This window comes from Streptomyces sp. NPDC030814 (assembly GCF_055572155.1).
The window spans coordinates 48,313-65,298 of record NZ_JBVIDX010000022.1 but is presented as its reverse complement, the minus strand read 5'-3'; the positions used below and the strand labels follow the sequence as shown (position 1 = coordinate 65,298).

The 16,986-nt window shown below is 70.9% G+C and carries 15 protein-coding genes and 1 tRNA gene; 5 read left to right on the top strand and 11 right to left on the bottom strand.

Translation table 11 applies throughout. From position 1 onward, the window contains the following. Positions 1-87 precede the first annotated feature (87 nt). Positions 88-330, top strand: coding sequence for a hypothetical protein (locus ACZ43N_RS33030; RefSeq protein WP_468102722.1), 243 nt, complete (start codon positions 88-90; stop codon positions 328-330). Between the two features lie 144 nt (positions 331-474). On the opposite strand, the gene ligD is transcribed toward ACZ43N_RS33030, so the two are convergent. Next, positions 475-1,356 carry a non-homologous end-joining DNA ligase gene (gene ligD, locus ACZ43N_RS33025; RefSeq protein WP_468102721.1) on the bottom strand — a complete coding sequence of 294 codons (882 nt, stop codon included), beginning with the start codon at positions 1,354-1,356 and terminating at the stop codon, positions 475-477. 133 nt (positions 1,357-1,489) lie between these two features. Here ligD and ku point away from each other — a divergent pair, with 133 nt between their 5' ends. Beyond that, a complete protein-coding gene (gene ku, locus ACZ43N_RS33020; protein WP_468102720.1) occupies positions 1,490-2,533 on the top strand; it encodes a non-homologous end joining protein Ku in 1,044 nt (347 codons plus the stop codon). Positions 2,534-2,750: 217 nt separating this feature from the next. Here ku and ACZ43N_RS33015 read toward each other — a convergent pair whose 3' ends face one another. Next, positions 2,751-3,833 (bottom strand): lysylphosphatidylglycerol synthase transmembrane domain-containing protein, encoded by a 1,083-nt coding sequence (locus ACZ43N_RS33015; RefSeq protein ID WP_468102719.1) that lies wholly within the window; start codon positions 3,831-3,833, stop codon positions 2,751-2,753. A 324-nt stretch (positions 3,834-4,157) separates the two neighbouring features. Between ACZ43N_RS33015 and ACZ43N_RS33010 the strand changes: the two genes are divergently transcribed. After that, positions 4,158-7,175, top strand: coding sequence for an ATP-binding SpoIIE family protein phosphatase (locus tag ACZ43N_RS33010; RefSeq protein WP_468102718.1), 3,018 nt, complete (start codon positions 4,158-4,160; stop codon positions 7,173-7,175). A 114-nt stretch (positions 7,176-7,289) separates the two neighbouring features. Further along, on the top strand, positions 7,290-7,667 hold the full coding sequence (locus ACZ43N_RS33005; protein WP_468102791.1) for a (2Fe-2S) ferredoxin domain-containing protein: 378 nt from the start codon (positions 7,290-7,292) through the stop codon (positions 7,665-7,667). A 138-nt stretch (positions 7,668-7,805) separates the two neighbouring features. On the opposite strand, the gene ACZ43N_RS33000 is transcribed toward ACZ43N_RS33005, so the two are convergent. The 5 genes from ACZ43N_RS33000 to ACZ43N_RS32980 form a co-directional block, all read right to left on the bottom strand. Next, complete coding sequence (locus ACZ43N_RS33000; RefSeq protein WP_468102717.1) at positions 7,806-9,158, bottom strand: ATP-binding cassette domain-containing protein; 1,353 nt, start codon at positions 9,156-9,158, stop codon at positions 7,806-7,808. A 78-nt stretch (positions 9,159-9,236) separates the two neighbouring features. Next, entirely contained in the window at positions 9,237-10,112 is an 876-nt protein-coding gene (locus ACZ43N_RS32995; RefSeq protein ID WP_468102716.1) for an ABC transporter permease, read from the bottom strand. Further along, the gene (gene modA, locus ACZ43N_RS32990; protein WP_468102790.1) at positions 10,109-10,918 is read right to left on the bottom strand and encodes a molybdate ABC transporter substrate-binding protein; all 810 of its coding nucleotides are present in this window, start codon (positions 10,916-10,918) and stop codon (positions 10,109-10,111) included. The genes ACZ43N_RS32995 and modA overlap by 4 nt, the downstream gene beginning before the upstream one ends. Positions 10,919-11,115: 197 nt before the next feature. After that, positions 11,116-11,865 carry a ZIP family metal transporter gene (locus ACZ43N_RS32985; protein ID WP_468102715.1) on the bottom strand — a complete coding sequence of 250 codons (750 nt, stop codon included), beginning with the start codon at positions 11,863-11,865 and terminating at the stop codon, positions 11,116-11,118. A 409-nt stretch (positions 11,866-12,274) separates the two neighbouring features. Next, positions 12,275-12,676, bottom strand: a complete 402-nt coding sequence (locus ACZ43N_RS32980; protein WP_468102714.1) for a hypothetical protein — start codon at positions 12,674-12,676, stop codon at positions 12,275-12,277. A 441-nt stretch (positions 12,677-13,117) separates the two neighbouring features. Between ACZ43N_RS32980 and ACZ43N_RS32975 the strand changes: the two genes are divergently transcribed. Beyond that, positions 13,118-13,540, top strand: coding sequence for a hypothetical protein (locus ACZ43N_RS32975; protein ID WP_468102713.1), 423 nt, complete (start codon positions 13,118-13,120; stop codon positions 13,538-13,540). Between the two features lie 442 nt (positions 13,541-13,982). Here ACZ43N_RS32975 and ACZ43N_RS32970 read toward each other — a convergent pair whose 3' ends face one another. The 4 genes from ACZ43N_RS32970 to ACZ43N_RS32955 form a co-directional block, all read right to left on the bottom strand. Then, on the bottom strand, positions 13,983-14,396 hold the full coding sequence (locus tag ACZ43N_RS32970; protein WP_468102712.1) for a DNA-binding protein: 414 nt from the start codon (positions 14,394-14,396) through the stop codon (positions 13,983-13,985). Further along, complete coding sequence (locus ACZ43N_RS32965; RefSeq protein WP_468102711.1) at positions 14,393-14,656, bottom strand: CopG family transcriptional regulator; 264 nt, start codon at positions 14,654-14,656, stop codon at positions 14,393-14,395. The genes ACZ43N_RS32970 and ACZ43N_RS32965 overlap by 4 nt, the downstream gene beginning before the upstream one ends. Positions 14,657-15,318: 662 nt before the next feature. Further along, positions 15,319-15,396, bottom strand: a tRNA-Arg gene (locus ACZ43N_RS32960). 57 nt (positions 15,397-15,453) lie between these two features. Continuing rightward, positions 15,454-16,755 (bottom strand): restriction endonuclease, encoded by a 1,302-nt coding sequence (locus tag ACZ43N_RS32955; RefSeq protein ID WP_468102710.1) that lies wholly within the window; start codon positions 16,753-16,755, stop codon positions 15,454-15,456. Positions 16,756-16,986 lie beyond the last annotated feature (231 nt).

The window sequence follows — 16,986 nt, the reverse complement described above, 5'->3', positions numbered from 1 at the left end:
TCGTAGCCGGCGGCTGAGTCGAATCCCGTGCGGGGTTCGCGGCCGTGACGTGGAGGGAACCGGGCGGCTGCGCGGGCGGTGCTAGCGGTGCTGGAGCCGACGCGCGGCGGCCTCCTCGCCGTGGCGGAGGCGGCGGCCCGGCCGGCTCGCTCGGCGAGGCGGACGCAGCGTTCGGTGAGGCGGGCCGCAGTGATCCCCGGCGGGCCGGTGGGGAGCGTCGGGAGCGACGTGGCGTACGCGGTCTCGATCCGCTGCTCCGGCCCCGGGGCAGTGGTCAGCGGCACCCGGCGCGCGGCCGTCGCCGGGGCGGGTGCGGCGGAGGCGCCGTAAACCCCGATGAGCCGCCGCTCCGCCAGGGCGAGGCCGATCGACGGAAGCCGCGGGCCTCGGGTGGATGCGTCGCCTCGGACCCCGGTGTGCGCGCCGAGGGCAGGGCCGCGGCTGGCTGGTCCGTGGTGGCGCCGGGCAAGCGCCTCAGGGCAGCGGGTGGGCGGCGGCCGGGTCGAGGAGGGGGGCGAGCAGGTCGCCGTAGTCCTGGAGGCGGGGGGCGATGTCCGGCGCCCGGAAGACCAGTTGCCCGGGGGAGGCGCACTCCTCGACCTCGGTCCAGGTGACCGGTGCCGAGACCGTGGGCTCGGTGCGGGCCCGCAGGGTGTAGGGGGCGGCAGTGGTCTTCCGGGCGGCGTTCTGGCTCCAGTCCACGAACACCTTCCCGGGGCGCAGGCTGCGCGTCATCCGGTGGACGACCCGTCGGGGCATCGCCGTCTCGGCCTCCACGGCCAGCTCCTTGGCGTACTCCGTCACCCGCTCGGACGACGCCCCGCGCACCGCTGCCAGCAGATGCAGTCCCTTCGACCCGGACGTCTTCGCGTGCACCTCGATACCGTCGGCCGCCAGCCGCTCCCGCAGCCAGCAGGCGACCTCGCAGCACTCCACGACGGTCGCGGGCGGCCCCGGATCCAGGTCGAACACGATCCGGTCGGCCTCGTCGGGCGAGCCGACGGTCCACTGCGGTGTGTGGAACTCGGTCACGAGGTTCGACGCCCACATCAGGCTGGCCAGGTCCTGGACCAGCACCATCCGGGCCGGCCCCTCCATCCGCTTCACCTCGGCGGTCGTGACCCACCCGGGGGTGCCCGGCGGCACGTTCTTGGCGAAGAAGAGCTGGCCGCCGGGGCCGTCCGGGTAACGGAGGAACGAGACGGGCCGGTCCCGCAGATGGGGGAGGAGGGCGTCCGCCGTGGTGGCGTAGTAGTGCAGGAGTTCGCCTTTGGTGAAGCCGGTCGCCGGGTGGAGGACCTTCTCCAGATTCGACAGGGCGACCCTGTGGCCCTCCACCTCGGTGATCGGCGTCATGCAATGAGAATGACATGAAACCAGGACAAAGTGCCCGGGGCGCGGATGGGTGACCGTCGGCGGGCGAGGGAGACCGGCCGGGGATACGGTGTGGATGACTCGGCAGAACCCATCCGGAAGGTGTGTGCTGCTCGTGCGATCCATCTGGAACGGCGCCATCTCCTTCGGCCTGGTCAGCATCCCGATCAAGCTCGTGAACGCCACCGAGAGCCACTCCGTCTCCTTCCGGCAGATCCACACGGAGGACGGCGGCCGCATCCGCTACCGCAAGGTGTGCGAGCTGGAGGAGCGCGAGGTGACGCAGGGGGAGATCGGCAAGGCGTACGAGGACGCCGACGGCACGATGATCCCGATCACGGACGAGGATCTCGCGTCGCTGCCGATCCCGACCGCCAAGACCATCGAGATCGAGGGCTTCGTACCGGCCGAGAAGGTCGATCCGCTCCAGGTGGACGCCGCGTACTACCTGGCGCCCAACGGCGTGCCGGCGGCCAAGCCGTACACCCTGCTGCGGGAGGCGCTCAAGCGCAGCGGCAAGGTCGCCATCTGCAAGTTCGCGCTCCGGGGGCGCGAGCGGCTCGGGATGCTCCGGGTGGTGGAGGACGTCCTCGCCATGCACGGTCTGCTCTGGCCCGACGAGATCCGTACGACCGAGGGGGTCGCGCCCGACGCGAACGTCACCGTCCGCGACAAGGAACTCGATCTGGCCGACGCGCTCATGGAGACGCTCGGCGAGGTCGACTTCGCCGAGCTCCATGACGACTACCGCGAGGCCGTCGAGGAACTCATCGCCGCGAAGGCCTCCGGCGAGGAGCCGCCGACCGCGCCCGTCCCGGACACCGGCGGCAAGGTCCTCGACCTCATGGCGGCCCTGGAGAGCAGCGTTCGCGCCGCCAAGGAGTCCCGGGGCGAGGACGTCGCCGGCGTGACCCCCATGCGCACCCCCAAGCAACCCGCAGGGAAGAAGTCCACGGCCACCGCGAAGAAGTCGGCGCCGTCGGCCGCCTCCGCCAGGAAGTCCACGTCCAAGTCGTCCCAGAGTCAGAGCGCTCAGAGCGCTCAGAGCGCCAAGAAGACGACGGCGAAGAAGTCCACGGCGAAGAAGTCCGCATCGACGAAGAGCGCCGCGAAGAAGACCCCGGCGAAGAAGACGACCCCCCGCAAGCGCCCGGCCTGAGGCGCTCCGCCCAGGGCTGCTCCGGTTCCGATGCCGGGTCGGTGTCCGGCCGTCCGGCCGTCCGGCGCCGGGCGACCGCGGTCCGGTTCCCGCTGACCGCCGTCCGTCGCCCGGCGCCCGCTTGCCGGCTCCCCGCTTTCCCGCTGTCGAGTGCCTCCTGCCGCTTCTGTCCGTTCCGGCGGCTGCCCCTTTCCAGGTCAGCTCTTCCCCGGTTCCCTCAGAGCACCTTCGCCCGGACCAGCGCCGAGAGCACCAGCGTCCCGGGCAGCAGCGGCAGCCATACCGTCAGGACGCGGTAGCCGATGACCGTGGTCGTGGCGACCGTCGCGGGCGCTCCGAAGGCGACGAGGGTGAAGACGAGGGCCGCATCCATGGGGCCGAGCCCGCCCGGCGCGGGCACCGCACCGGCGGCGGTGCTGGCGACGAGGTAGGCGAAGATCATCTGAGTCCAGGACAGCGGCAGCCCGAGGGAGGTCCCGACGGAGGCGACGACGGCGCCCTGGCACAAGGGGAACGCGGCGGCCCCGCCCCACAGCGCGAGGGCCCGGACGGGCCGGCTGTGCACGAGCCGCGTGTCGGTCAGAGCGGTCCGCAGCCCCCCGATGAGGGGCTGCCGCAGCGGCCGTACGGTCGTGATCAGGGTGACCACGGCGGCCATGCTGACACCGGCGATCGCACCGGCCAGGGCCAGCGTCTCGCCCCTCGGGAGCAGTTCGGTGAGTCTGAGGGTGCCGGGGAAGGCGACCAGGAACGCGAGGATCACCAGCGTCTTGGCGACCGGTTTGACCGCCGAGTACAGGGCGAGCGAGGCCGTGATCCGGGGCAGGGGTATGCCCTGGCCGCGCAGGAAGCGCAGGACGACCGCGTGCGCGCCGATGTTGCCCGGCAGTGCGTGGCCCGCGGCGCCCGCCGCGAACTGGGTCGCGAGCAGTTGCCCCGGCGGCAGCCGCTCGGGCACCGCGCCCTGCCGTACGAACGCCGCGGACACCGAGCACAGGGCCGTGAAGAGGACCCCGGCCAGCAGCCACCGCGGATCGGCCGAGACCAGCCGGGCGGCGCCGTCGTACACCGTGCGCCAGTCGACCGCGGCCCACACACCGAGCAGCAACAGCGGCAGCAGGGTGAGCGTGAGTCGCAACCGGCGGGCGGTGGCGGCGGAGCGGGTGGGAACGAGCCGACGGAGGCCGCTGGGGAGGCGGCTCCGGAGACCGGTGGGGAGAGTGAGCGTGGAACAGGGCGGCTCGGGGTCACTGGCGGCGGGCCGCGCGGGGGGCGGCGCGTCGAGCGGAAGCGGATACAAAGGGCACGTCGTCCTTCCGTGTCGCCGCCGGGCGGACGGAGACCGGACCGGCGGAGGCAAGGCGTGACAAGAACGATGGGGATGACAGGAGCGTTCCCTTCGGATGTGACGCTCACGTGTGGAGGAACCGAATTCCCACCACCGTCGGAGCCACCGTCAGGCGTCCGTACAGGCGTTTTGTATTCTCCCGTACCCTTGTGCGAACGATGTTGTGATTCGTGTCACGCGAGGTCTAGGGTTGTAGCGCTTGGCAGGTGTCCCCGGGGCGCGCACCGAGTGGCGGCGAGCGACGGAGAGGCCTCCTCGCGAGGGAAGTGATCCCGTTTGTCCGTCGCCTGGGACGACATCGGCGGTCTCGTCGACGCGCACGAGCGTTTCCTCGCCGGTGGGCGGGTCGACGCGGACGTGCGCGACTCGGTGCTCGACTCCTGGAAGCGCTGCCGTGCCGCGGGGCTCGAGCCGGACCGGCTGCTGATCCCGTACGCGCCCGACCTCACCATGGAGGACCCTTTCCTCCGCGCGGCCGACCCGGTGCTGTCCCAGCTCACCACGTCCCTCGCCCACGTGAGCATGACCATCGTGCTCTGCGACGGCCAGGCCCGGGTGGCCCAGCGGCACGGCGGCGACCGCCGGCTCCTCAGCCTTCTCGACGAGGTCAACTTCGCCCCCGGCTTCTGCGCCTCCGAGGCCGCCGCGGGCACCAACGGCGTCGGCACCGCTCTCGCCGAGCGCGGACCCGTGTACGTCCTCGGCCGCGAACACTTCGCCGACTGCCTCTCCCCGTTCGCCTGTGCCGGGGCTCCGGTCCGCAATCCGCTCAGCGGCCGCATCGAGGCCGTCCTCGACCTCACCTGCCTCCGTGACGACGGGGACCCCGCCATGCTGGGCCTCGTCCGCGAGGCCGCCCACGACATCGAGGCCCGCCTCCTGGAACAGGCCACCGACCGGGAGCGGGCCCTGCTCGCCGCGTACCGCCGGGCCGCGCGGGGCGCACCACCCACCGAGGCGTGGCCCCGCCAGCCCGACGGTTCCGCCTGGCCGCGGGGGCCGCACGGCCACGACGCCGAGACCCTCGGCCGTGTCGAGCTGGCCGCCCTCCGGCAGAAGGCGGAGGAACTCATCGCCTCCCCCCACCTCACCCTCGACCAGGTGGCCCTCACCGGCGGCCGCGTCGCCACCCTCCTCCGCCGCCCGATCATGGGTGCGTCGGGCGAGACCGGCGTGGTCGTCGAGGCCCGCATCCTGGGCGGCCCCCACCTGCGGCATATGGAGCCCACGGCATCGGCGCCGGGGACGGCATCGGCGCCGGGGACGCCGACGGGGCCCGCCCCGCCCACCTCGCCGGTGACACCGACAGGGCCGACCCCGCCGCGGACGACGACCGTGCCGACCCCTCCTGCCGCGACCCCCGGGGCGTTGCCCGCCGCACAGCCGCCCGCCCCGCCGGCACCCGCCCGCCCCACCGTCGTCCTGCGCGCGTTCGCCCGGCCCACGTGGCGGCCCACGGCAGCGACGACGTGGCCCGTGCGGCCCGTGCGGCCCGCCCCCACACCGTCGCCCGGCACCGACGGTCACGCCGGGTCCGCGACCCCCGAGGCCGTCGCGGACCCGGTCGCCGACGCCTGGCTGCTGCTCGTCGGCGAACCCGGTGTGGGCCGGCTGGCGGTGCTCGCGCGCCGTCGGCTGGAACTGCTGCACGACGCCGGGACGCGGATCGGTACGACGCTGGACGTCACCCGTACCGCCGAGGAGCTGACGGAGGTGACGGTGCCGAGGTTCGCCGACTTCGCCGCCGTGGACCTGCCCGAGTCCGTCCTGCTGGGCGACGAGCCCGGCCCCCTGGGGAAGGGCATGTCGCTGCGCCGGGTCGCACTGGGCGCCGTACACCGTGACTCGCATCTGTACGAGGCCGGCGACCGCGTCCAGTACGTCGCCTCCACCCCCCAGGCCCGCAGCTGGGAGACCGGCCGGTCGGTGCTCGAACCCGTCCTGGCCGAGGCAGGTGGCTGGCTCGCCCAGGACCCGGTACGCCTCGAACGGGCACTCGCCGCGGGCATCCACTCCCTGATCACCGTGCCGCTGCGGGCCCGGGGCACGACCCTCGGCGTCGTCAGCTTCTACCGGTCGCAGCAGCCCGCCCCGTTCGAGGACGACGACCTGTCGCTGGCCCAGGAACTGGTCGGCCGCGCCGCGATCTGCATCGACAACGCCCGGCGCTACACCCGCGAGCACAACACCGCCCTCGCCCTCCAGCGCAGCCTGCTGCCCCGGGGGCGCCCCGAGCAGAGCGCGGTCGAGGTCGCGTACCGCTATCTGCCCGCGCAGGCGGGCGTCGGCGGCGACTGGTTCGACGTCATCCCGCTCTCCGGCGCCCGGGTCGCCCTGGTCGTCGGGGACGTCGTCGGCCACGGCCTGCACGCCGCCGCGACCATGGGCCGGCTGCGCACCGCCGTCCACAACTTCTGCTCCCTGGACCTGCCCCCGGACGACCTCCTCACCCACCTCGACGACCTGGTCGGCCGCCTCGACCGGGGCGAGGGCTGGGCGGTGGAGAACACCCACCAGGACTCCGGCATCATCGGCGCGACCTGCCTCTACGCCGTCTACGACCCGGTCTCCCGGCACTGCACCCTCACCCGCGCCGGGCATCCCCTGCCCGCCATCGTCGGCCCCGACGGTCATGTGGACTTCGTCGACCTGCCGTCCGGGCCGCCGCTCGGCCTCGGCGGCATGCCGTTCGAGACGGTCGAGCTGGAACTCGCCGAGGGCAGCCTGCTGGTCCTCTACACCGACGGCCTGGTCGAGGACCGGCACCGGGACATCGACACCGGCCTGGACCAGCTCCGTGCCGTCCTGACCGGTGCCGACCGGGCCCCGGAGGACACCTGCGAGGCGGTTCTCGACGCGCTGCTGCCGACCCGGCCGAGCGACGACGTGGCCCTGCTCGTCGCCCGTACGCACGCCCTGGACGACGAACGGATCGCCCAGTGGGACCTGCCCAGCGACCCGGCGGTCGTCTCTCGGGCCCGCGTCGCCGTCGTCGAACAGTTGACTGCCTGGGGCCTGGACGACCTGGCCTTCACCACGGAACTCATCGCCAGCGAACTGGTCACCAACGCCATCCGCCACGCCACCGGTCCCGTCCAGCTCCGGCTCCTGCGCGACCGCGCCCTGATCTGCGAGGTGTACGACGGCAGCGGCACCTCACCCCGGCTGCGCCGCGCCCGCACCGAGGACGAGGGCGGCCGGGGCCTCTTCCTCGTCGCCCGGCTCGCCGAACGCTGGGGCACCCGCTACACCCCCGAGGGCAAGATCATCTGGACCGAACAGCCACTGCCGTGACATCCGCCGCCGGCACCGGCGGCGGCCCCGGGCAGGTCCGGGAGGGGGAAGTAGACTCGGCCCCATGAAGATCATCTGGGCATGTTCGTGACACCCCGGAGGCTCCCGCCACCCATGTCACCCCCCGACGCGCCGGCCGGCACGGCCCCGGCCCCCAGCCGGGTCGTCGTCTGCCGGGACTGCTGCTGCGGCACCCCGAAACTTCCCGGTGTCGACCACGAGGCCCAGACCACCCGACTCCGGCAGACCGTCCCCACCCGCATCTCCACCTGCCTGGACGTCTGCGACCAGGCCAACGTCGTCGTAGTCCAGCCCTCCGCCGCGGGCCGTGCCACCGGCGCCCGCCCGGTCTGGCTCGGCCTCGTCAACGACCCCGACGCGACCGAGGACATAGTCGAGTGGGTGAGAGCGGGCGGTCCCGGCCTCGCCCCCATGCCCCCCATCCTCGACCTGTACGTCTTCACCCCGCCCCACCGACGGGGAACCGTCTGACGGGGCGCGCCCCCGGCGCACCCACCCCGCCGCCCGCCCTTACCGCCCCCCGCGACAGGCCCCGCGGGCACAGCACCGGCCGAACGTCCGCCCTCCCGCCCGCCCCGTGCCTGCCCACCGCTACGGTCTGGCCGTGACTCAGGCCGGATAGGCGTGCGTCTGCGTCGCCTTGACCGCCGCCCAGACCTCCGCACCGGTGTGGAGGCCGAGTTCGGCGGCGGCGACCGTGGTGATGTCCGCCGCGAGGGGGAGTTCCCCGGTGAGGTCGGCGCGGATCTGGTCGCCGTGGGTCTCCAGCCCGGCGACCTCGCAGCGCCACAGGTTGCGCGCGCTGACGCCGGCGGGGCGCTCGCCGTAGAGCGTCACCGCGCTCGGCGGGAAGGTGACGAAGACCGGCCCGGTGAGGTCCTCGGTGGTGGTGATCGCGGGTCCGCCGTCGAGCCGCACGGTGTGCCGTTCGGCCACGCCCTTGTAGAGGTTCAGGCCAACGAGGTGGGCGATGTAGTCCGTACGCGGATGCCGGGCGATGTCGCCCGGCGTCCCCTCCTGCACCACGTGTCCGTCCTCGATGACGACGAGCCGGTCGGCCAGCACCATCGCGTCGAGCGGGTCATGGGTGACGAGCACGGCGACGGCCTCGAAGTCCGCCAGATGCCGTCGGAGCTGGGCGCGCACGTCGAGACGGGTGCGGGCGTCGAGTGCGGCGAGGGGTTCGTCGAGGAGCAGCAGTCGGGGGGAGGTGGCGAGCGCCCGGGCGAGGGCGACCCGCTGGGCCTGGCCGCCGGAGAGCCGGCGGGGCTTGGCCCCGGCGTGCTCGGCGAGCCCCATCCGCCCCAGCCACTCGGCGGCCCGTGCCCGAGCCTCGGCCTTGGAGGCCCCCTGACAACGCGGCCCGAAGGCGACGTTGTCGAGGGCGGTCAGATGCGGAAAGAGCAGATAGTCCTGGAAGACGACCCCGACCGGACGGGACTCGGGCGGCGTACGCTCCAACGCGGCACCGTCGAGCCGCAGATACCCGTCCGCGAGCGGTACGAGCCCCGCCAGAGCCCGCAACGCGGTGGTCTTTCCGGCCCCGTTGGGCCCGAGCAGAGCGACGACCTCCCCGGGCACGACCCGCAGCCCGACATCGAGCCGGAACCGCCCACGCCGCACGACGAGCCGGGCATCCAGCCCTTCACCGCGATCAAGGGACGCCGGGTAGCGCCCGTCCTCGCCGAGGCCCGGGGCTGCGGCCCCGCTCCGGTTCTCCGTGCTCCGGTTCTCCGTGCTCCGGTTCTCCGTGCTCTGGCTCTCCGTGCTCCGGTTCTCCGTGCTCTGGCTCTCCGTGCTCCGGTTCTCCGTGCTCTGGTTCTCCGTGCTCTGGTTCTCCGTGCTCCGGTTCTCCGTGCTCTGGCTCTCCGTGCTCCGGTTCTCCGTGCTCCCGCTCTCCGTGCTCCCGCTCTCCGCGCTCCCGCTCTCCCCGCTCCGGCCGAAGCCGCCGCCGTCAGTCATGAGCCCTTCCCACGCCTTCGCAGACCCCGGCCTTTGCAGCCCGTCCTTCCGCCGGCCGCCCTCTTTCTCTCGGCCCCCTCATGAGGCACTCATCCAACGGTCGCGCAGCCCCGCGAGGACAGCGACGGACACGGCCAGCAGGACGAGGCTGAGGACGATAGCGGCCTCGGGATCGCTCTGGAGGGCGAGGTAGACGGCGAGCGGCATCGTCTGGGTACGCCCGGGAAAGTTACCGGCGAAGGTGATCGTCGCACCGAACTCGCCCAGCGCCCGTGCCCACGCGAGAACCGCGCCGGCCGCGACCCCCGGCGCGATCAACGGCAGCGTCACCCGCCGGAACGCGGTGAACCGGGAGGCCCCGAGTGTGGTCGCGGCCTCCTCGTACCGAGGGTCGGCGGCCCGCAGGGTTCCCTCGACACTGATGACGAGAAAGGGCATGGCCACGAACGCCTCGGCGACCACGACCCCCGCGGTGGTGAAGGGCAGACTGATCCCGAACCACGACTCCAGCCACTGTCCGGCGACCCCGTTGCGCCCGAACGCCATCAACAGGGCCACACCGCCCACCACCGGTGGCAGCACCAGCGGGAGGGTGACCAGCGCCCGCACGAACCCCCGCCCGGGGAACTCGACCCGAGCGAGCAACCACGCCAGGGGCACCCCGAGCACGAGACTCACGACGGTGGCAGCCGAGGCGCAGAGCAGCGACAACCGGAGCGCCTGCCACACCTCGGGACTGGTCAGCTGATCGGGCAGGTCCGCCCAGGGAGTCCGTACGAGCAGGGCGACCAACGGCAGAACCAGAAAGGCCAGCCCGACGAGCGCCGGCACGAGCAACGGAACGGGTACGGGACTGCGCCGCGGTGAGATCGCCGCCTGACCACGCCTGTACCGGAAGCCGCCCGAGCCGCGGCGGGACCCGGCACCCGAGTCGTGGACCGAGTCCGCGGTCACGGCTTCAGGAACCCGGCGTCGTTCAGGACGCCCTGCCCCTCGGCGGACCGCACCAACGCGATGAACGCCTTGGCGGCCTTCGCGTTGGGGGCCTCCCTGAGGAGGGCGATCGGATAGTCGTTGACGGCGTCTGCGGCTTCGGGAAACTCCACGCCCTCCACCTTGTCACCCGCGGCGAGCACATCCGTCTCGTAGACGACCGCGGCGTCCGCCTCCTTCAGCTCGACCTTGGTGAGGGCGGCCTTGACGTCCTGCTCATAGGACACGGGAGTGAGCCGGAGCCCACTGGCGTCGAGCGCCTTCCGCGCGGCGGCACCACATGGCACCTCCTCGTCACACAGGACGACCTTCAGCCCGCCCTTGGTGAGGTCCTTCAAGGAGGTGATCCCGTCCGGATTGCCCGGCAGCGTGGCGATCTCCAGCTCGTTCCGCACGAACGTCTCGGGCGTCCCGGCGGCATCCCCGGCATCCGTCACGATCTTCATGGTCTTGGGGCTGGCCGAGGCGAACACATCCGCCGGGGCCCCGCCGGTGATGCTCGCGGCCAGCGCGTCACTACCTCCGAAGCTGAAGGTCACCTCGACCCCGGGATGCGCCTTCTCGAACCGCTTCCCCAACTCCGTGAAGCTCTCCTTCAACGAGGCAGCGGCGAACACGGTCACATCCCCGGACACCTCACCCGCCGCCGAGGAGGCCCCGCCCCCACCGGAGCCGTCCCCCGAGGAACACCCACTCGCCGCCACCACAACCCCGACGACAAGGGCCCCCCATCGAGCCGCCCCGCCCCGCCCCGAAGAACGCGTCACCACGCCGCCACTCCTCCCAGCCGTCACCGGGGGACCGCGAAGATCCTCCGACTCCTCAGCCCGACCCGACCACCACACCCACCCACCCATTCTGCCGCACCTGCGAGCACAAAGGCCAAGACGCCATCGCACAAGCCGCTCATTCTTCCCCCAGCCCCTGGCATGTGCGCTCTCGACCCATCTCTCCCGCGCCGAGCTCAAACGTGAGAGAGGGCGAAGGAAACCAGAAACCCACTCACAGTGATCAGCCCGATAGCCAGATGGGCGTCCTCGAACGCCTCGGGAATCATGGTGTCGGCGACCATCGCGAGGATCGCCCCCGCGGCCACCGCGGTCACACCGGCGATCACGGCGGGCGAAAAGGAACCGACCACCGTGTAACCGAGAACCGCCGAGACCATGCCGGCGGCAGCGATCGCCCCCCACACCCCGAAGACATAGCCACGACCACGGCCGGCCTTCTTCATCCCCGCCGAACTGGACAGCCCTTCCGGAACGTTGCTGATGAACACCGCCGCCACGGTCACAAGACTGACGGCACCACCGTCCAGCAGGCTCACCCCGATCACCGCGGACTCGGGCACCCCGTCCAGCAACGCACCCAACGCCAGAGCCATCCCGGACCCACCCTGCTCGGCCTCGGACGGCTGCGCGTCACCGGAGCGCTTCCGATGCCGCGCACCACGGCGGGCGAGCCACACATTCCCCCCGGTATAGGCGAGCGCCCCCACCAGCGCGCCAACGGCAGCAGGGGCGAGTCCGGCCTCCTCGTAAGCCTCTCCGACCAACTCGAAGGAGACCGCCGAGATCAGCACCCCGGCCCCGAAGGCCATCACACTCGCGATCACCTTCTGCGGCACACGCACGCCAAACCCCACCAGGGCCCCCAACAACAGCGCGGCCCCCGCCACCAGCCCCCAAAACCCAGCCATCACGACATCAGCCATGCCGCCCCGTGTACCCGCTCCACCCGCGGACAAGGTCGGCAAGCGACCACGGCCCCACACCGACGGGTACGCCAATTCCCGTGCCGGCCGAAGAAAAGAGAAGCAGGTGTTGCAGGGGCGTCGTTCGGATCAGGCCTGGGCCCGCGGGGCGTGGTGTGCACACCTGGGCGTTGTCGTCGGCTGCCCATGCTCCGCATGGACGCCCTCCGGCGCCTCGCACGTGCACGCACCACGCCCCGCGGCCGCCCGGCAGTCCAACGGCACCGGTCCGGCAGCCGACGTGATCCAAACGACAGACCCTTGCCGCCACGCACGGGTGGATGGACCGGAGCCGGCCGCGAAGCAGGGGGCACGAAACGCCCTGCTCCCCTCGATGCACTCGAACCCCCGGTCGGCTGCCCCGGGGAGGCTACGCGTTCCGTGCGTCGCCGTACTTGTCCAGTTCGCGCATCGCCTCGGCGTGGGCGCTCATCCGGATGCTCACACTGCCGCCGGTGAAGAGCGCCACACCAGCGACCGACACCGGCACGGACAGTCCGAGCACAGCCAGGGCTTCGGGCCAGTCACGCTCGTTCTGACACCAATCCCCCCGATGCACTCCATCGTTGGCGGTACCGCGATCGGTGAACAACCGCGACTCGCACTCCGCGGGGTAAGGATCGTCGGGCTTCTCGTCGACCGTGTAGGGCGTGACGAGCAACAGGGCACACCACCCCCATTGAAGCGTCGCCACGACCAGCAGCCCGATCCCCCAGGCCCGCAGTCGCCCGGCCCGGTCACGGAAGTCGAGATCGTACTCACGTGAACGCATGGCGGACGAATGTAGCAGCGGGTTCCGAGTCCAGACGCGGCGCCAGTCAAGCGGCCCACATCAAGAACACGTGCACCGGATCGCACTCTTGGGCGAAGACGCCGACCAGGAGGGCGAGCCCCCACAAGCGTGATCCCGTCAGAAGCGCCGATTCCTTCCCTGGACAGCCAGACCGTCCGCCCGCTCCGACACCCGGCAACTCCGAACAAGACGCGGCTGCACAAACGCACACCGGAATGCAGCGACTAGCCGGCCACGGCGCCTTGAGACGCCTCACAGGACGGCCCCGGCAGGATCAACACCGCGCCCACAACCGGAGGTCGCCCGGACCTCAACTGAATGGGCCGCCACGACCACCGGAACCTGGTGTCAGCATCAATGTCAGTGCTGTCTCCTACGCTCCGCCTTGAGTAAGCAGTTCGAAATGGAGAGGGGACGCGGATGGGCGGCAACGGATGGACCCAGACGGGCCCGTATCAGCGTGATCTGGCGGCCGCGTTCCGGCAGGCTCAGGAAGACGAGCTGGCGCGGGACAACCACGGCTTCGAGGGCCGGTCCGTCGAGGAACTGTGGCGCGACCCGGAGTGGCACGAGTACATCTTCACCGGTGGCACAGGAACCGTCCTGGACTTCCCCCTCATGATCGAGGCCGCGGACACCGACGACGGTCCGTTCATGCGACCGCTGACCCACGATGAGGTGCGTGCGTGGGCTCCTCATGGCCGGCCCACCTACGAGGAGTGGGACGCCGCTCTGGATTCCGAGCGGTTGGAGTTCCCGGGCCGAGCCCAGGGGAACTGCACAGTGCTCTACCGCGACGGCAGGCCCGCGCAAATCGGCTACTGGGGGGTCACTGCAGACTAGGAGCTTCCGGTCGAGCAGGCGATCAGTCGATCAGGCGATCGCGTTGAGCCGGGGCCTGAACCCTGGCCGAACGCCTCGTCATGGGCTGCGGCGCATGAGCCTGTGGGACGTCTTGCCGGACAGTGAACGGCAGCAGTGGACCTTCGATCCGTGCGTGAGCGTGGGTCCACTGCGGTTTGGAATGACTTCCGACGAGGCGTCTGCTGCACTCGGAGGCATCCCTGCGGCCGTGCGCGAGCATGACGCGTGCTGGGATGTCGTGTGCCACACGTACTCCGACGTGGGCCTGAAACTCTGCTTCGCGGCCGAGCGTTTTGCGTGGAGTCTCGGTCGATGCGCGGCGGAGCCCCAAATCCATCCGGACGAGGCGGCGTTGGTCGGACAGGTTCCCTCCGAGTTGGAGCAGTGGCTGTCTTGTTCGACATCTGCTTTTGGGTGCTGGTCAAACCTTGATGACGGTGGCGTGTCCGCTGCAGAGGGCGGTGAGATCCTCCGGATCGGAGGTCAGGATCGTGACTGGGTTGGGGGCAGCGAGAGCGGTGGCGCTGAGCATGGCGTCGATAGCGTATTTGTGGCCGTGCAGGCCGGCTTCGGCGAGGAGAGCGGCGGCGTGGCGGGCGATCGACTCGGTGACCGGTTCGACGACAAGGCGGGACAACGTCCACTCCAGGGCTGGCCGGTTGATTCGGGGGTGGACCACCTCGACGAGGGTTGCCGCAGAGGTGATCACTCGCAGGTCGTCGGCGCGTGCGAGGGCGAGCCAGCCGGTGACTGTGCGATCGCGTAGTACGGCCTTGGCCAGCCCTTCGCTGTCCAGGACGAGGGTGCCGCCGGGGACGGCGGGAGACCGGGTCACGCGGCGTTCGCCCCGCCCTGTGTCTGCTGCTGTCGGGCCTGGTGGAGCTGGTCGCGGAGAGTCTGGATCTCCTCGTCCGTGACGGGCCCGTGTTCGGCCTCGGCGACCTGGATGAGCTCGTTCAGATTGTCGCGTTCGATCTGACGGGCCACGGCGGCGGCCACGTAGGCGGACAGCCCGGAGGGGCCGCTGCGGGCCTTCGCGGCTTCGGCGATGTCGCGCGGCATGGTGATGGAATACTTGCCGGTAGGCTCACTCATGCCACTCATCCTACCGCTCATCCTCCCTGTAGGTGTCGGAGTCCCACCTCGCAGAGAGATCCCCTGTGGCTCGCTCTGTCGACTCGTGCGTCACCTGGCATGCACAGCGAGGATGCCGGCCCCACTGCACCCCTGAGGCCAAAGCGTCCCCTGGTCAGAGAGGGAAGCCCGGGATCTTGCCCTCCCCTCGGATGTGGCGGACTCACGGGGCCTTGGGGAAGCCGTGCGGGTACACCGAGGCGGCCAAGACCTTGTCGGCGAACCACCCGACGGCCTCCACGTCTCTGTCCCCCGGTACGTGCTTCGGCGCTGTTCCAGGTCGGTATTCCATGCCGCGACCCGGGTGGCTTCTTCCTGGTTGCGCTCGTCGCGTTGGGCGCGAGCCCTTTCCAGCTCCTCGACACGCTTCTTTTCGTCGCGCGCATGGTCTCGCAGTGCTCTGTCGAACCGCTTGCGGGCGGCTTCGACCTCGGCGTCGTAGCCGCGCCGTCCGAAGCCGAGAGCGCTGAGCAGCCCCCGCGGTGGCTCCGGCTCGTACTCCTCCTCCCTCGGTCAGCGTCCCGGGGTGTCGGGCGATCACGGCCAAGTCGGCCGTTGCAGTTCTGGCATGCAAAAGAAAGGCGCTGACCTGCATTTGTGCAGCTCAGCGTCTTGATCCGGAGTGCCCCCGGCAGGATTCGAACCTGCGCACACGGCTCCGGAGGCCTCGTGAGCTAGCGGCGTAGCGGCAGCTCAACGGCCTGTGGTGGGCTGGACGAGACCGCCCAGTCCACAAATAGGCCGCGCCACCTGGGCGCCTACTCCAGCAGGATTTCCTCCGGCCGGCGGTTAGTGACCGCGGTCTCGCGGACCCGCAGTATGTGCTCGATGCAGGCTTCTAGGTCACCACCGTGATCGTCCCGGGCCATGCTCCTGAGCTCCCGCGCCAGGTCCAGCCCGTTGACGAGAACGATCGGGTATTGGTCCTCGACCATCTCGGTCTGCGCCGGTACGGAGTACGCCCCGGTCGTGACGTAGACGCCGATCCAGCCGCGGCGGAGACGAGCCACGACACGAGCGATCTGGTCGGCGGAAACCACGTGGTCGAGCCGGACGCACTTCGCCTGACCGAGAACGACGAGGCTGGTGCCAGCCAGTCCGCTGCCGACGTCGAGCCTTCCGACGAAGTCAGCCCCTCCATCACCGGACCGCTGGGTCAGCCACCCTTCGACATAACTCTTCCCGGCACCACGCAGAACGCGCGCTGCGACCGCGGAGGCCACGGCCTCGAAGTCGTGTTTGCGCCCGTCAAAGTACTTGTAGATCAGCTCCAGGTCCTTAGCCTCGGACGTTCCCGGCTTCGGCCGCTGCTCAGGCACCTTGGTCACCTTGGCCCGTGCAACCCGCCGGCGAAGCCGCGGAAGCTCCGAGCTGCCGTTCTTGACCCACTCCCGCCACGCCCGTGGAGCCAGTGCGAGTGTCTCTGCGTCGCACAGATCCGTGTTCCTGCGGGAGTCGATCCACTCCCAAGAGACCTTGTCATCCTCGTCGGTGAGGTCGAGCAGGGCGATGTCGTACACGTAGTTGGTAAATGTGGTGTGGTCGCTGCCGCCCCACTGCACCTGCCGTTCGGCCCGTTCGATGATGCCCAATCCGCAGAACTCGACGTGCCCCTTGACTTTCCCGCTGCGTGACACCGCTCGGAAGAGCAGCAGGGGGACGGCGCTGGCCCGCTCCTCAGGCGTGTGCCCCTGGTGCCCTGCGAAGGCTTCGAGCAGGGCGGCATTTCCGATGGTCTTGCCCGGCTCGACAGTTGTGGTGGCCTTGTGGTCACCGAAGTAGCGGACGTGCCCGTTGTCCATGTCGAAGACGTCGTGCCAGGGCGTCTGTTCGGAACCGGCCTTCCAGGGGCTTGACCGCACAAGGATCACCGGCCGCCGTCCCCCGCTCGGAGCGGGTACCTTCCGCATGCCGTTGATGCCAGCCTCCAGCAGAGCTCGTGGCAGGCCGGGGGAATGGGTCACATGATGGAAGTTGGGGTACCCCTCCAGCTCGGCAGGCCCTGGATCCTTCCCGGTGGCGTACCGATAGACCTGGCCAGCCCGCAACTGCCCACCCATGCATCCCCCTGTAACGACTCCCGGACGACAAGTCTGAGGCGAAGGTAGCGGTTCCCACCGACAACGAGACGAGTTGGATGGGGCGATGAGGGACAGGTGACGGCGCTGCGGCACCGTCACGCGGCGACCTAGCGTGACCTTGGCAGACCCTCGACAGGCGCAACTGCGGCATAGTGACCCCTGACCGCGGTCCGGGGGCCTCTGCGTTACGACGTCCTGTGCCCGACACCC

What these genes read in the sequence shown, in the direction of transcription:
- ACZ43N_RS33000 (WP_468102717.1), bottom strand. Translation starts at nt 9,158, where the DNA reads ATGACTGACGGCGGCGGCTTCGGCCGGAGCGGGGAGAGCGGGAGCGCG.
- ACZ43N_RS32965 (WP_468102711.1), bottom strand. Translation starts at nt 14,656, where the DNA reads ATGAGTGAGCCTACCGGCAAGTATTCCATCACCATGCCGCGCGACATC.
- ACZ43N_RS32985 (WP_468102715.1), bottom strand. Translation starts at nt 11,865, where the DNA reads ATGGCTGATGTCGTGATGGCTGGGTTTTGGGGGCTGGTGGCGGGGGCC.
- ACZ43N_RS33005 (WP_468102791.1), top strand. Translation starts at nt 7,290, where the DNA reads ATGTCACCCCCCGACGCGCCGGCCGGCACGGCCCCGGCCCCCAGCCGG.
- ACZ43N_RS32955 (WP_468102710.1), bottom strand. Translation starts at nt 16,755, where the DNA reads ATGGGTGGGCAGTTGCGGGCTGGCCAGGTCTATCGGTACGCCACCGGG.
- ligD (WP_468102721.1), bottom strand. Translation starts at nt 1,356, where the DNA reads ATGACGCCGATCACCGAGGTGGAGGGCCACAGGGTCGCCCTGTCGAAT.
- ACZ43N_RS32980 (WP_468102714.1), bottom strand. Translation starts at nt 12,676, where the DNA reads ATGCGTTCACGTGAGTACGATCTCGACTTCCGTGACCGGGCCGGGCGA.
- ACZ43N_RS32975 (WP_468102713.1), top strand. Translation starts at nt 13,118, where the DNA reads ATGGGCGGCAACGGATGGACCCAGACGGGCCCGTATCAGCGTGATCTG.